We start from the raw sequence: 14,843 nt of genomic DNA, 5'->3' as shown, positions 1-14,843 counted from the left end.
GTGCAGCAGAATACAAGACAGAATCAATAATCGGCTTAGCCTGCTACTGCCAGTGCAGCAGAATGCAAGGCCGAATCAATAATCGGCTCAGCCTGTCACTGCCGATACAGCAGAATACAGGACTGAGCCGATACACTTACACATTCCACAACGCATCACAGTGGCGTGGCCAGGAGGAGAAGAGCGCGAGAAGGGGAGACGGCCTTCGCAACTATGAGTGCTTCCCCTTCTCGCAAATTACCCACTTTCAAAAAGTGAAAACTATAATCCAAAAAAATCAAACCATCCAATTTCCTCTCACTTTCAAAAAGTGAAAACTATAATTCAAAAAAATCAAACCATCCAATTTCCTCACACTTCAAAAGGTGAAAACTACAATCCCCAAAAATCAAACTATCCAATTTATCTCACTTCAAAAAGTGAAAACTATAATCCAAAAAAATCAAACCATCCAATTTCCTCTCACTTTCAAAAAGTGAAAACTATAATCCCAAAAAATCAAACTACCCAATTTATCTCACTTCAAAAAGTGAAAACTATAATCTAAAAAATCAAACCACACAATTTCCCCTCACTTCAAAAAGTGAAAACCATAATCCAAAAAGCAAACCACATAATTATAGATTCAAAGGAAGTCGTCCCACAACCTCCTTTGTCAACCCACCTATGAGAATCCCCGCCAGGACTCCTGCTACCAGCAGTGCCGGTGCATAAATCATCAAACTCGTATTGCTCACCACGATCATGGCAACGATCAGCTGCCCGATATTATGTGTGACACCACCGGCCACACTGATACCGATCAGACTGAAGCCGGAATGTTTTTTCAAAAGCTCCATCACAGTCAGGCTAAGCGCAGCGCCAGCCAGACTATACAAAATACTGAACAGATTTCCAAACATAAATCCGATCACCAGGATTCTGACAACGGACACGAGAGCCGCTTCTTTAAAGGAATATCGGTCCAGTATAAAAAGCACCGCCAGGTTTGCAAGCCCGAGCTTGATACCCGGAATCCCTGTAAATACAGGGACCAGAGACTCCACATATCCAAAAATGATCGCTACTGCGGCAAATAATCCGAGATAAGCTGTTTTTCGTTTCATAAATAAATCCTTTCATTTGTTGCAGGAATATCGTTGCAGAAATAGCACAGACAGAATACCGTCTGTCAGAGAAAACTCTACGGAGAACACACATTACGCATATTCTCCGGAAATTTTATGTCACCGCATCAATTTTAGGCGAACTCTCCGAATCCGAATCCTCTGCAGTATTTTCCCCTTCTATCACAACCTTATTAGGAAGGCAGATGATGGAACCGCCGTGCTCGTCCACAGCCTTCTGTTTCATACAGTAATGATCCGGGCAGGTTGCTTCGATCATTGTAACTTTTCCATCTTTGATCTCGCAGACATTGGTGTCTCCGATGTGGATGATCTGGTCCTGGGAAAGCGAATAGGTTCCGAATTCTTTTCCGTCAACGGTAATACGGATCGTATTATGGGAACGTTTCCCCGCAATCTGAAAACCAAGCCAGAGAACCCCCGCCAGAATCAGGATCCCGGCAATAAAAATCAATTCTTTTTTCTTCAAAACAAATCTCCATTTCTGTTACAGATTCAGAAAAAATCATATCATAATCGAAATTAAAAGGCAAACATAAGTTAATGATATCTAACCATAATTCATACAGCTGTTCCCAACGGAAAGGGAGGAGTGGCGATGATTTTTCTTTTATAAAAGACATAAAACAGAAAAATTCATATTGGAAAAAGTTATAAACTACTAACAAAAGTGTAGACAAGAAAAAAAACAGGTGATATAATACCTAACTGTAAGTTAGCATCGTCTAATTTTATAAAAAAGATTAATCAAAACTAATTTATGTATATGGATAAAAACTATATAATTTATCCAAAAGACAGTTATACGCAGATTGAAGGAATAGATCGAGAGCATCTGACGCAGCAATATATGTTCGCACAGTTGAGCCTGATGCAGCAATTTACAGAATTGTTAAAAATACAAGGGAGAAAAGAGATGAAAAATCAGAATTTTTATATGAGAGTGATCTCATTGCTGTTAGTGGTTCTTGCTGTGCTTTTTTATAACAGCAGCATGAAAGCCCAGGCAAATGAAAAAGAGATCGCGGCTCTGACAGATAAGGTAGATACACTTCAGGAGCAGCAGAATGAACTTCTCAGTGCGCTGGAGACGAGTTATGTAAATCGTATGCAGAATCAGGCAGTATCTGCAGGATCAGGCAGCAGTGATACAGATACAGCAGGCGATGACAAAACAACAGACACTTCAGACGGCAATGTATCCGATGCAGACGCAGAGGACACAGCAACCGCAGATTCCGATAATGTATATAAAGATGGAACCTATACAGGAGAAGCCGAGGGATACGGCGGGACCATTCAGGTGGAGGTGACACTTACCGGTGATGAGATCACATCCATCAACGTAGTCAGCGCCCCAGGTGAGGACAGTGCATATCTTTCACAGGCAGAGAGTGTGATCGATTCCATCCTGAGTGCTCAGAGTACAGATGTGGATACCGTATCCGGAGCAACGTTCAGCTCCACAGGAATCCTGAACGCAGTGGATGCGGCACTTGGAAAGGCGGAAAACTCATGAAAAAAAGACAGCGGGAGGTAAGGCTGATGCGTGCGGGAATACAGCTGGCATTTTTTATTGCCGCCCCGTCTCTGTTTTCTACAGCCTTTGCAGGTATCAAATCGATCTTTCTTGCCATTGCGTCCGGTCAGCCGGTGGAGTGGAATTCCTTTCTGACTGTAACGGCAGTGCTTCTGATCTTTACCTGCTTTTTCGGAAGACATTTCTGCGGATATGCGTGTGCATTCGGATCTTTCGGAGATGCCGTATATGAAGGCTTTTCCTGGATCCGGATGAAATGCTTTCACAAAAAAAAGAAACCGGCTCTTTCCGAAAAAATGGTTCACGGGCTTCAGAAAGTCAAATATATCGTACTGGCACTGATCCTGCTTTCCTGCCTTACAGGTGTATACGGAAAGCTTACGGGAACCAGCCCGTGGGATGTTTTTTCCATGCTCACGGCAGGACGGCTCCCGAACAGCAAATATCTGGTGGGAATTGTGTTCCTGGTGCTGATCATTGTGGGAATGTGTACACAGGAAAGGTTTTTCTGCCAGTTTCTCTGTCCCATGGGAGCGGTTTTTGCATTAATGCCAATCCTTCCGGGTGCACTGTTTCGGAGAACCCGTGAGAAATGTCCGCCGAAATGTGGTCTCTGTAAAAAAAGATGTCCGGCTCATCTGGATATCGACGGCGACACAGGCAGATCCGGCGAATGTCTTTGCTGTCACGCATGTGCCGCAGCCTGCCCGAGAAAAAATATTCATATTGGAACAATTGAGGAAAAATGATCTATGAGATATCAGGCTCGGAAAAAGAAAACTTTTCTGGCAGCAGTTACATTTACAGGAATTGCGGTGTTGTTTCCTGTGCTGTGCATGGCTGCTTCGGAAAATGATGTACAGACATATACCGATACAGATTTTGCAATGGATACTGTGGTATCAGAAACACTCTATACCACAGGTGACGATATAAACAGTAAGCTGACAGCTGTACTGACAGATGTGGAGACGAACCTTCTTTCCTGGACCAATGAGAAGTCCCAGATCTATAAGGTGAATGCAGACAGCGGAAAAGATACGGAGATTTCCGGCGAGCTTTCCGGATACCTGAAACGTCTTCTGAAGATCGCAGAGGATTCTGACGGAGCCTTTGACCCAACCATCGGGAAGCTGATCCGCCTGTGGGATATTGGAGGGGAAAACCAGAAAATTCCGGAAGAAGCAGAAATTAAGAATGTTCTGAAGGATTCCGGATATCAGAAGATTTTTCTTGACGTAAATACGGTCCACATGGAGGAGGGGTGTTCTCTGGATCTTGGAGCAGCGGGAAAGGGTATTGGCTGTGACCTGATCCTTAAAGAACTGGAAACAAAGAAGGATGTAACAGCAGCACTTATGAATCTGGGAGGAAGCAGTGTCATGACCTACGGAAGCAAGCCGGATGGTTCTTCCTGGAATGTGGCAGTGACAGATCCCAGAGCTGAAAATGAGGATGACTATCTTGGTGTGGTTGCCTTAAATGGTACAGAATTTCTTTCCACATCCGGAGATTATGAGAAATATTTTATCGAAAATGGTGTAAGGTATCACCACATTATGGACCCGTCTACCGGCTATCCGGCAGAAAGCGGAGTGACCGGGGTAACGGTAGTCTGTGACTCAGGTCTGGAGGCAGATGCGCTTTCCACAGCATGTTTTGTGCTGGGGGTGGAAAAAGGGACACAGCTGTTGAAAGCTTACGGTGCAGACGGACTTTTTGTGGATGAAGACCATCATGTGTATCTCACTGAGGGGATGAAGGAGCGGTTCAGCCTGCTTGCGGATTCCTATAGTGTGGAGGATATTGCAGAGTGAAGCTGATCTCCCGGCGATCCGGTTTATGACTGTTTGGCAGAGGGGAATGCTCATATCCGCAGTACTTGCGATAGTAAACCTGGAAAGGGTTCTATAAATATATCATATTTTTAGGAGGAATAAGCAATGCAGAAGTGGAATCTATTGAAAAAAACAGCTCCATGCATTTTAAGTCTTGCAGTGGCAGCAACAACCTTTCCGACCGCTGTAATGGCATCTGATTTTGATGCAGCCGTGGTTTCCGAGGCAGAGGCAGGAGATACGGAGGATTTTAGCACAGAGGAAACGGCAGAGGATACTGAAGCTGTAGCAGAAGAAGCTATAGAGGATGCTGCAGACATAACAGAAGAAGCAGCAGAGGATGCAGCAGTGCCAGAAACTGCTGCAGACGAGACAGAGGATATCCAGCAGGAAGATACAAAAGCTGTCGAGACTCTGGATGAGACAGCAGAGGAAGCAGATCCGTTCTCTACAGGGGAAGAGGATTTCACAGAAGGCGATGAAGTGGCGGAAGCATTTTCCGATTCTGACCAGCTGACAGGCGAGTATCAGTACGTATATGCAGGACTTACCTGGGGTGAGTACTGGGCAGCAGAAGGCGTATATGCAGCTGGAGATACAAGCTCTTCAGAAGAGAAGGATTCACATAGTGAGTTTGATACAGGAGCTTTTGATACAGTAACAAGAGCGACTGCAAATCATGGACTTCACAGAGGAAGCTATCAGACAGAAGCTACGATCATTGCTGAAGACGGAACCAGATTCGACGTATCCTACTGGGAGGATAAAGGAAGCACACTTTATCTTACAGACGGTTCCAAGGTAAAATGGAACAGAGGCAGTATAACAACAGAAGATGGAAAAACCTATACGATGGATCATTATGAGATATATGGTCTGAAATATGTCCCGGTAGCAGTTAAGACCGCAGATTTTGCAGATTTCTGCAAAAAGTATAATGTTGTACAGGATGGAGCTGTGCTCTCCGGAGGATACAGTGAAAACAATCTCCAGTATTACAAAGGCCTTGTGGCAGACGTAAATGCACAGACAAATGGTCTGAAATATGCGGAGAAAAATGGTGACGGCTTTACATTTACAGCAAGAAAATCAGACGGAACAGCTTCCGGTATCAAGGATCAGGCGTTAAAAACAGCAACAGAGATCAAGCCGAGTGTAAAAGCAGCAAGCGGAAGCTACGGCGAATTCCTCCGTGTGGATCTCAATGGAAATTATGGTGATCTTGGTGCAAATATGCAGGCTGTACGCTGGGATTATTATGGAGATGATTCCACATATACAAAATGCCTCGCTTCTTATGGAACCAAGTTTGCCGCAGATAACTGGATGCATAAAGCAATGGGAATCCAGCTTGGACTTACAAAATCTGCACGCTGCAAGCTTCCGGGAGGAACAGACGGAACAGGATACTGGAAACTGACAGTGTATGCTCTTGGATATAATGACTATACCTACAGCTTCCAGGCAACTGCAGAGAATATCGTAAATCCTACAATGGAGCCAACTGATTTTACAAGTCTTAAAACAGAAGTGGAAGCTGCAAAGGCTCTGGCAGAGGCAGATTACACAATTGCAACCTGGAAGTCCTTTGCCGGTGAGCTTCAGGAAGCAGAAGACATTCTTGCAAAAACAGATGCAAGTCAGGCTGAGGTAAATGAAGCACTTGAACATCTTCAGGGAGCAGAGAAAGAGCTTCAGAAGGTAACAGTTACACTTGATAAGACAGCAGCAGCTGTATATACAGGAAAAACAACGACTCTTAAGGCAACAACAAATGACAGCGATGCAGCAGTAACATTTAAGTCCGGCAACACAAAGGTTGCAACAGTAAGCAGCAAGGGTGTTGTTAAAGGCGTAAAAGCCGGAACAGCAGTTATCACAGCAAAAGTCGGAAATGCCACAGCAACCTGCAAAGTAACAGTAAAAGCTTCCACAATTAAATTCGCAAAGGCTTCCGTAACGATCTACAAAGGAAAAACAGCAACTGTAAAAGCAACTGCAACACCATCTGCAACTGTAAACTACACAAGCAGCAACACAAAGGTTGCAACCGTAAACAGCAAAACAGGTGTTATAAAAGGAATCAAAGCAGGAACCGTTACGATTACAGCAAAGGCAGGAACTCTGAAGACAACCTGCAAGGTAGTTATCAAGAATCCTGCATTCAGCCTTGTAAAATCCTCTGCAACGATCAAGAAAGGTAAAACAACAACCATCAGATCCAAAGCAGCACCTGCAGGCAAGATTACATATACAAGCAGCAATAAAAAAGTTGCAGCTGTAAACAGCAAGGGTGTTGTAAAGGGAATCAAAAAAGGTAAAGCAACAATCACAGTGAAATGCAACGGAATTACAAAGAAATTTGTGGTAACTGTTAAATAATGCAACTGTTTAGCAAAGAGTAAGAACAACCTCTGCCGCAGACCCTTTTATGTCTGCGGCAGAGGTCTGCTCATTTCTACAGCAATCCGGAAAATCACCTGGAATGCGATACAGAGCATATGCCTGACGGGAAGCCGCATAGAAAGAGGGGAGAACAAGTATCCATGGAAAAAGAGTTAAAAGATAAAAAACCAGCCGAAAATGGCACACCCAAGGTGCCCTGGACGAAAATGATCCCTGCAGCAGCTGTGATTGCGGCGCTTGCGTTTTCGGGCATAAAGGCGAAGGGATCCGAGGAATCAACGGAAGCAGTACAGAAAGCAGAGACAACCGTGATGTCTGCTTCGGAGTTGGAAAAATATCTCGGATATGAAGAAGGAAATACTGTTTCTGACAGCACATCTGCCTCAGATAAGAAAAACAGTACATCAAAGAAAAGCTCATCAAAGAAAAGTGCGAAAAAAACAGCAGCAAAAAAAAGTTCTGGTACGAGAACGGTTTCAGAATCAGCAAAAAGCAATGTCGGTGCGGCAGGACAGGGTTCTACCCAGACCCCGGTAGCGGCAGTTCCGGCCAATGGCTATAAAGATGGAGTATATGAAGGATCTGGAACCGGATTCGGTGGTACGATCCGTGTACAGGTAACAGTCAGCGGAGGAAAGATCGCAGCCATTGATATTCTGGAGGCATCTGGAGAAACTGCGTCGTATTTTGCGTCAGCTCAGGGTGTGATCAGCAGGATGATTGCCGGAAATACACCGAATGTAGATGCAGTAAGTGGAGCAACCTATTCCTCCAACGGAATCATCCAGGCAGTTCAGAATGCCCTCTCCCAGGCAGCGGCAGATGGAAACAGCCAGCAGGTCACCCCTACACCTGCGGCAACTGCTTTACCAACTCCGACATCAGCTCCGTCACCTACAAAAAAACCATCCAAAAAACCATCTCCTACAAAGAAACCGGAAGATCCGGACAGTCCCAAAAAATATCTGGACGGTAAATATACAGCTTCGGCAAAGGGCTTCAATGGAGATGTGAAAGTAACTGTGACCATCAAGGATGGAGTGATCGAAGCTCTGAAACAGGAAAATACGGACACGGAGCAGTTTTTTGAAAAAGCATGGAGCATGCTGGAAGAACAGATCATTGGCACGGATTCTGTGGATGATATTGATGCAGTAAGCGGAGCCACCTATTCCTCCAACGGAATTCTGAACGCTGTAAAAAAAGCTCTCAAAGAAGCGGTCAATCCGGAGTATGGAAAGAAACCTACACCAACTCCAACAAAGAAACCGACACCAAAGCCAACAGCCACACCGAAACCCACGGCAACGCCGAAACTGACAGCCACACCGAAGCCAACAGAGACACCGGCAGCAACCCCGACGCCGGAGCCGGAAGATCCGGATGTGACGCCGGTTCCGGAGGAGCCTAATGTAACTCCAACACCAGGAACAAATGAGCCGGATGCGACACCGGAGCCAACGGAAGCACCGGAACCGGTGGGAATGTACAGAGATGGAACGTATACGGGATCAGCTTTTGGATATGGAGGAAAAACATATCTGACAATTACGATCTCAGGAGGCCAGATCGCATCCATTGAGCAGACCAATCAGGATACACCGGAATTTTTTGATCCTGCATGGAGCACGATCTATTCTCAGATCATGGCAAACCAGTCGGCAGATGGCATCGATACCGTCAGCGGAGCAACATATTCATCCGAGGGTATCATAGACGCTGCACAAAAGGCCCTTGCCCAGGCGAAGAATTAACCGGGTGAACAGTGGGCAGCTATAAACATTTGATTTTAAGCCAATAAATAAGATGTGAAAGAAACCTCTGGACTTCTTGATTTTCTTGAAGTTCAGAGGTTTTTTACTATGGTTCTGAAATTGTTTTCATAAATCGATAAAAAAATAACAGGTATGTATACAGAATAATAGGAGAAATATCAGAAAATATAAGTGGTTTAAATGATTTAAAAAGTAAATTAGAGGGATTTAACCTGAGAAATACAATAAAATTTTTGTTGCACAGGGCAATATTTTATGTTATGTTTGAATGTGTGTAATTAAAGTTGTTATTAAAATGACAAACAACGCTGAAAGGAGAACAAACATGAGCAGTAAAATTACGATCATCGGAGCAGGAAGTGTAGGAGCAACTATCGCTTATACCTTATCACAGAGGAGTATTGCATCAGAGATCGTTCTGATCGATATCAACAAAGAGAAGGCTGAAGGCGAGGTTATGGATATTGAGCAGGGAACCAGTTTCCGTGAACCAATCTCCATCGTGGCAGGAGATTATCCGGATGCTGCCGATTCTGACATTGTGATCATCACTTCCGGTATTGCCAGAAAACCGGGACAGACTCGCATCGAGCTGACCCAGACCAACGTCAACATTATGAAGAGTATTACTCCGGAGATTGTAAAGGTGGCTCCCAAAGCGCTTTATATTATCGTAAGTAATCCATGTGATATCATGACTTATGCATTTGCAAAGCTTTCCGGACTGCCGGAAAATCAGATCCTTGGTTCCGGAACCGCCCTGGATACGGCCCGTCTCCGCTGCAGACTTTCTCAGCACTATGGCGTATCTGAGAAAAACATCCACGCTTATGTATTCGGAGAGCATGGAGATACTTCCTTTGTACCGTGGTCCAGAGCCTTTGTTGCAGGTGCGACCCTTGATGAATTTGACAAGATCGTTCATGAGGATCAGAAAGATCTGCAGCCACTTGACAGAGAAGAGGTTCTGGAGTATGTTCATACTTCAGGATCAACTGTGATCGCCAAGAAGGGTGCTACATTTTATGCGGTAGCCGTATCTGTTTGCAGACTTTGCTCGCTTCTTCTTGCAGCATCTGATACAATAGTCAGTGTATCAACCATGCTTCACGGAGAGTACGGTGTTGAAGACGTATGTCTTAGTACCATGGCTTCTATCGGACCGGAAGGTGTAAAACGTATCGTTCGTGTTCCGCTGACCGAGGAGGAGACAGAGAAGCTTCATGCAAGCGCCAATGCTCTGAAGGACGTGATCGCACAGATTGATCTTTGATAAATGTCAGAAGCTGTGTAAAGAGGAAAAAGCAGCCTCAGGCAAATTTGAAACAACGGGAGAAAGATAAAAATGGATATTATTCAGGTAATTACCAGAGAATTGAACGTTGAGAAATGGCAGGTCGAGGCAGCAGTTAAGCTGATCGATGAAGGCTGCACCATTCCTTTTATTTCCAGATACCGTAAGGAAGCAACCGGTACACTGAACGACGAACAGCTTCGTAATCTTAATGAGAGACTTACTTATTTAAGAAATCTTGAGGATAAAAAGGCTCAGGTTCTGGGCAGCATCGAGGAGCAGGGCAAGCTGACTCCGGAGCTGAAGAAACAGATCGAGGCAGCGCAGACACTCGTTGTGGTAGAGGATCTTTACCGTCCGTACCGCCCGAAGCGCCGTACACGTGCCATCATCGCCAGGGAAAAAGGTCTGGGACCTCTGGCCGACATCATCCTTCTCCAGATGACGAAGAAACCTCTTGAAGAAGAGGCAAAAGCATTTCTTTCTGAGGAAAAAGAAGTCAAAACTGTGGAAGAGGCCATCAGCGGTGCCAGAGATATCATTGCGGAGCACATTTCCGATGAAGCAGATTATCGCATCAGCATCCGTAAGAGAACAATGGATAAGGGAACTATATGTTCCACCGCAAGAGATGAGAAGGAGCAGTCTGTATACGAGATGTATTATGACTTTGAAGAGCCGGTGAAAAAGCTTGCAGGTCATCGTGTCCTTGCTCTGAACCGTGGTGAGAAAGAGAAATTCCTTACTGTGAAGATCCTTGCACCTGAGGAAGAGATCATCCGTTATCTTGAAAAACAGGTGATCGTCCGCGATAATCCATATACTACACCTGTTCTGAAAGAAGCCATTGAGGACAGCTATAAACGTCTCATCGGACCGGCTATTGAGCGTGAGATCCGAAGCGCCCTTACAGAGGCAGCAGAGGACGGTGCCATCCATGTCTTTGGCAAAAATCTGGAGCAGCTTCTCATGCAGCCTCCAATTGCAGGACAGGTAGTTCTTGGCTGGGACCCTGCCTTCCGTACCGGATGCAAGCTGGCAGTGGTAGATCCTACCGGAAAGGTTCTGGATACCACAGTTATTTATCCCACAGCACCAACCAATGAGACCAAGATTCGTGCCGCAAAGGAAACCCTGAAAAAGCTTATCAGCAAATATCATGTGACACTGATCTCTGTAGGAAACGGAACGGCATCCAGAGAATCCGAGCAGATCATCGTGGAGCTTCTTAAGGAAATCCCGGAAAAGGTCCAGTACGTCATCACCAACGAGGCGGGTGCTTCTGTATATTCCGCAAGCAAGCTTGCCACGGAAGAATTCCCGAATTTCGATGTTGGACAGAGAAGCGCCGCATCCATCGCAAGACGTGTACAGGATCCGCTTGCAGAGCTTGTAAAGATCGATCCGAAATCCATCGGTGTCGGTCAGTATCAGCATGATATGAACCAGAAAAAGCTGGGAGAAGCCCTTAACGGCGTTGTGGAAGATTGTGTAAACAAGGTCGGAGTGGATCTGAATACGGCATCTGCATCCCTTCTGGAGTATATTTCCGGAATCAGCAAGGCCATCGCAAAGAATATTGTAGCCTACCGTGAGGAAAACGGCCGTTTCCAGACAAGAAGAGAGCTTCTTAAGGTTGCCAAGCTTGGTCCGAAAGCCTTTGAGCAGTGTGCAGGTTTCACACGGATCACAGGAGGCAAAAATCCTCTGGACGCGACCAGTGTCCATCCGGAAAGCTATGACGCAGCAAAAAAACTCCTGGAAAAGCTGGGCTACACACCGGAAGATGTGGCAGAGCGTAAGCTTACCGGTATTTCCGGGCAGATCCGCGATTACGGAAAACTGGCAAAGGAGCTGGAGATCGGAGAGCCGACTCTTCGTGATATCGTAAAAGAGCTGGAAAAACCGGCCAGAGATCCGCGAGATGAGATGCCGAAACCGATCCTCCGTACCGATGTCCTGGATATGAAGGATCTGAAGGAAGGCATGGTCCTCAAGGGAACTGTCCGCAATGTTATTGACTTCGGTGCTTTTGTGGATATCGGTGTGCATCAGGACGGACTGGTCCACATCTCCGAGATGAGTGAGAAGTTCATCAAACATCCGCTGGAAGCAGTCAGTGTGGGAGATATCGTGGATGTCCGTGTTCTTGGTGTTGATATGAAGAAAAAACGTATCAGCCTTTCCATGAAGGGGATCAGTAAATAAAGAGAAAAACTGAGTAAAGAGAAGCAGACAGGAATATTCTGCAGCATTCTGCGGGAGATTACCGGACAGAGATGCAATAGAGCTATAACAGAAATACAGCAGTGGTTTATACCCGATACTTTATAAAACCGGAGAAATCAGGTTTACAGGGAAAAACCGCTGCTGTATTATTATATTACCAGATGCGGATTATAGGAAATGCTTATATCAGAAATAAGGGCTTAAGCTCATAGATCGATCCGCACATGTATATCGAATAATCGATCAGACAGGAGGGACTATATTTGGATAGTACTGTACAGACCGTGCAGGAGGTCGGAAATCAGGTAAGCCAGTACAGGCAGATGTTTGAAAATTATCTGCCGGACATCACGAAATTCGGGATCAAGGTTGTTCTGGCTATCATTGCTTTCTGGGTAGGGAGCACGGTGATCAAATGGATCGTAAAGTTTGTGAGGAAATCACTGACAAAATCCAGGCTGGATACAGGAGTGGCGCAGTTCATGTCATCTCTGGTCAAGATCATACTTTACATACTCCTGATCTTTAACATATCCACAAGCTTTGGAGTAAAGGAATCATCCCTGGCAGCACTTCTCGGAACTGCCGGTGTTACTATGGGTCTTGCTCTCCAGGGCGGACTTGCCAACCTGGCAGGAGGTATGATGCTTCTTCTGTTCAAGCCTTTCCAGGTAGGGGATTACATCATCGTTAACGGACAGGACGGAAGCGAGGGAACGGTAGCCAAGGTCGAGATCTGTTATACAACGCTGTTGTCCATCGATAACAAGCACATCGTGATCCCCAACGGTACTCTTTCCAATGCGACCATCACCAACGTAACAGCAAGGGATCAGCGAAGGCTGGAGATCAAAGTAGGGATCTCCTACAATGCAGATATCCAGAAAGCCAAGGATATCCTGGAAGATATCCTCACCGAAGATCCGGATACAAGAGAAGACGAAGAGATGGTGGTATTTGTAGACGAGCTGGCAGAAAGCTCCGTGATCATGGGCTTTCGTGTCTGGGTAGATACCGACCGCTACTGGGCAACCAGATGGAGACTGAACCAGCGGATCAAGGAAGATTTTGATTATTATGGAATTGAGATTCCTTATAATCAGCTGGATGTGCATCTGCATAAATAAATACAGAAAAACACTGATCTGAGATAAGATTGTAAATATGGCCAGATAAAATTATAAAGACCTGGAAGAAATAGGGTAACTAATTTTCTTTCAGGTCTTTTTGTTTGGTATAAAATGAGTGTTTATAAATTGTATTCTTTAAGCAACCTATTTAACAGATTTCTGTCAGTGGCAAGTTTGGGGATTTCATCGGAGCGGCCATCAAGGGCAAGGCGTTGAATAAGATTAAGGATGCGAGTCTCACCAGCCTCATATTCCGCCTTTCGTATTTTCCGTTCTTCCTCTTCTTTGTTGTATTCAAATATACTCATAGCAATAACCTCCGAACGATTTTTGCGAAGAAATTCTTCCAGGATTCCTTCTTTTACACAGTCATTTACAGCATGAGTTACGGTTTTTGTTTTTTGCCATTAGCACTACCTCCTTAGAATGCAGGAGCGTAAGAACAAATAGTGCTGAAAAAACTTCTTCCCAGAACTCCTGCTTATTAATAGAAATGGATTTAAAAGCATGGATTTCTGAAATGAAATAAGAAAAATAAGATGGCAAAATGCCTTGAAATTAAGAGAAATATGCTTTGGATTTATAATAGCATCTGTTGTGGGATTTTTCAATATTTATCAGATATTTTCATCAAAATAAGGAAACATAATTGACATGATAAAACATAAAAGCCTATAATAAAAAATATCGTATATGTGTGAAACATCATACAACAGGAAGGAGAAATAAAGATGAAAAAACTTATGAAAAAACGCTGGATGTCTCTGCTTTTAACTCTGATGATCTGCATGGGAACATTGTGGAGCAGTGTAGTTCCGGTGTATGCGTCTATGGCAGATGAGGCTATGCCTTATACGATGGGAGAGACGTACAGAGGGCAGCACTTTTATAGTAAATACTACAGTTTTACGTTGAAAGAAAAAACGCATGTTTCTTTGCGAGCAACAACATATGATGGTACAGTTGAGTTTTACATTTATAATAGCAATGGTAAGAAGTTCTTGGATAGTGACAATGTAAAATATACGAAAAATGTTACTACAGATGTGTATAAGGGAACTGCTTCCCGCACATTGTCTAAGGGAACATATTATCTGCAAATTTACGATAGCAATAGAGAATATTACTTCACCCTCAACGCCGACAAAACCATTACCCTTGCAAAAGGCAATATCACATCACTGAAAAGTAACAAATCCGGTCAGCTGATTGTATCCTGCAAGAGCGTGCCATATGCCATCGGATACCGTATCCAGTACTCTACAGATTATCGTTTCCGCAAAGGTGTAAAAACTATTTATTCACCGGTAAGGATTAAAACACTTACGAAACTGTCAAAGGGAAAACGATATTATGTAAGAGTAACACCATATACGGTATATACCGATGGGGAGCATGCATGGGGTGCGACTTCTTATGTAAAAAGTGCGGCAGTGAAGAAATAAATAAACCGGCAGCGTATGGAGAAAAAATCCGTACGCTGCCATTTTTTATACTAAAAATA

General features: G+C 44.4%; 12 protein-coding genes. 9 read left to right on the top strand and 3 right to left on the bottom strand.

What is annotated here, in order from left to right; all coding sequences use genetic code 11:
- Window positions 1-617: 617 nt before the first annotated feature.
- Window positions 618-1,106, bottom strand: a complete 489-nt coding sequence (locus NQ489_RS15945) for a Gx transporter family protein (protein WP_021652702.1) — start codon at window positions 1,104-1,106, stop codon at window positions 618-620.
- A gap of 115 nt (window positions 1,107-1,221) precedes the next feature.
- On the bottom strand, window positions 1,222-1,596 hold the full coding sequence (locus NQ489_RS15940) for a NusG domain II-containing protein (RefSeq protein WP_021652703.1): 375 nt from the start codon (window positions 1,594-1,596) through the stop codon (window positions 1,222-1,224).
- Window positions 1,597-2,043: 447 nt separating this feature from the next.
- On the opposite strand from NQ489_RS15940, the gene NQ489_RS15935 reads away from it, so the two are divergent.
- The 8 genes from NQ489_RS15935 to NQ489_RS15900 all read left to right on the top strand — a co-directional run bounded on the left by NQ489_RS15935 (window position 2,044) and on the right by NQ489_RS15900 (window position 13,336).
- On the top strand, window positions 2,044-2,646 hold the full coding sequence (locus tag NQ489_RS15935) for an FMN-binding protein (protein WP_044962219.1): 603 nt from the start codon (window positions 2,044-2,046) through the stop codon (window positions 2,644-2,646).
- The gene (locus NQ489_RS15930) at window positions 2,643-3,416 is read left to right on the top strand and encodes a 4Fe-4S binding protein (RefSeq protein WP_021652705.1); all 774 of its coding nucleotides are present in this window, start codon (window positions 2,643-2,645) and stop codon (window positions 3,414-3,416) included. Before NQ489_RS15935 ends, NQ489_RS15930 begins: the two co-directional genes overlap by 4 nt.
- Window positions 3,417-3,419: 3 nt before the next feature.
- A complete protein-coding gene (locus tag NQ489_RS15925; protein WP_021652706.1) occupies window positions 3,420-4,484 on the top strand; it encodes an FAD:protein FMN transferase in 1,065 nt (354 codons plus the stop codon).
- Window positions 4,485-4,610: 126 nt separating this feature from the next.
- Window positions 4,611-6,887 carry a penicillin-binding Tp47 domain C-containing protein gene (locus NQ489_RS15920; protein ID WP_021652707.1) on the top strand — a complete coding sequence of 759 codons (2,277 nt, stop codon included), beginning with the start codon at window positions 4,611-4,613 and terminating at the stop codon, window positions 6,885-6,887.
- 164 nt (window positions 6,888-7,051) lie between these two features.
- Window positions 7,052-8,665, top strand: a complete 1,614-nt coding sequence (locus NQ489_RS15915; protein ID WP_044962221.1) for an FMN-binding protein — start codon at window positions 7,052-7,054, stop codon at window positions 8,663-8,665.
- A 346-nt stretch (window positions 8,666-9,011) separates the two neighbouring features.
- On the top strand, window positions 9,012-9,959 hold the full coding sequence (locus NQ489_RS15910; RefSeq protein ID WP_044962223.1) for an L-lactate dehydrogenase: 948 nt from the start codon (window positions 9,012-9,014) through the stop codon (window positions 9,957-9,959).
- Between the two features lie 72 nt (window positions 9,960-10,031).
- Window positions 10,032-12,188, top strand: coding sequence for a Tex family protein (locus NQ489_RS15905; RefSeq protein ID WP_015526225.1), 2,157 nt, complete (start codon window positions 10,032-10,034; stop codon window positions 12,186-12,188).
- 284 nt (window positions 12,189-12,472) lie between these two features.
- On the top strand, window positions 12,473-13,336 hold the full coding sequence (locus NQ489_RS15900; RefSeq protein WP_306557223.1) for a mechanosensitive ion channel family protein: 864 nt from the start codon (window positions 12,473-12,475) through the stop codon (window positions 13,334-13,336).
- A 122-nt stretch (window positions 13,337-13,458) separates the two neighbouring features.
- Here the strand turns inward: NQ489_RS15900 and NQ489_RS15895 are convergent, their stop codons facing one another.
- Window positions 13,459-13,647 (bottom strand): hypothetical protein, encoded by a 189-nt coding sequence (locus NQ489_RS15895; RefSeq protein ID WP_021652712.1) that lies wholly within the window; start codon window positions 13,645-13,647, stop codon window positions 13,459-13,461.
- 423 nt (window positions 13,648-14,070) lie between these two features.
- Here NQ489_RS15895 and NQ489_RS15890 point away from each other — a divergent pair, with 423 nt between their 5' ends.
- Window positions 14,071-14,784, top strand: a complete 714-nt coding sequence (locus tag NQ489_RS15890; RefSeq protein WP_021652713.1) for a hypothetical protein — start codon at window positions 14,071-14,073, stop codon at window positions 14,782-14,784.
- Window positions 14,785-14,843 lie beyond the last annotated feature (59 nt).

Origin of the sequence: Blautia sp. KLE_1732_HM_1032 (assembly GCF_025147905.1) — a bacterium.
Lineage (GTDB): Bacteria > Bacillota > Clostridia > Lachnospirales > Lachnospiraceae > Blautia_A > Blautia_A fusiformis.
Note: the sequence above shows the minus strand (reverse complement) of the source record. Positions and strands in the feature narration are given on the sequence as shown.

Coding starts and splice junctions, on each gene's coding strand:
- NQ489_RS15905 (WP_015526225.1), top strand. CDS start 10,032: ATGGATATTATTCAGGTAATTACCAGAGAATTGAACGTTGAGAAATGG.
- NQ489_RS15935 (WP_044962219.1), top strand. CDS start 2,044: ATGAAAAATCAGAATTTTTATATGAGAGTGATCTCATTGCTGTTAGTG.
- NQ489_RS15895 (WP_021652712.1), bottom strand. CDS start 13,647: ATGAGTATATTTGAATACAACAAAGAAGAGGAAGAACGGAAAATACGA.
- NQ489_RS15915 (WP_044962221.1), top strand. CDS start 7,052: ATGGAAAAAGAGTTAAAAGATAAAAAACCAGCCGAAAATGGCACACCC.
- NQ489_RS15930 (WP_021652705.1), top strand. CDS start 2,643: ATGAAAAAAAGACAGCGGGAGGTAAGGCTGATGCGTGCGGGAATACAG.
- NQ489_RS15925 (WP_021652706.1), top strand. CDS start 3,420: ATGAGATATCAGGCTCGGAAAAAGAAAACTTTTCTGGCAGCAGTTACA.
- NQ489_RS15890 (WP_021652713.1), top strand. CDS start 14,071: ATGAAAAAACTTATGAAAAAACGCTGGATGTCTCTGCTTTTAACTCTG.
- NQ489_RS15910 (WP_044962223.1), top strand. CDS start 9,012: ATGAGCAGTAAAATTACGATCATCGGAGCAGGAAGTGTAGGAGCAACT.
- NQ489_RS15945 (WP_021652702.1), bottom strand. CDS start 1,106: ATGAAACGAAAAACAGCTTATCTCGGATTATTTGCCGCAGTAGCGATC.
- NQ489_RS15920 (WP_021652707.1), top strand. CDS start 4,611: ATGCAGAAGTGGAATCTATTGAAAAAAACAGCTCCATGCATTTTAAGT.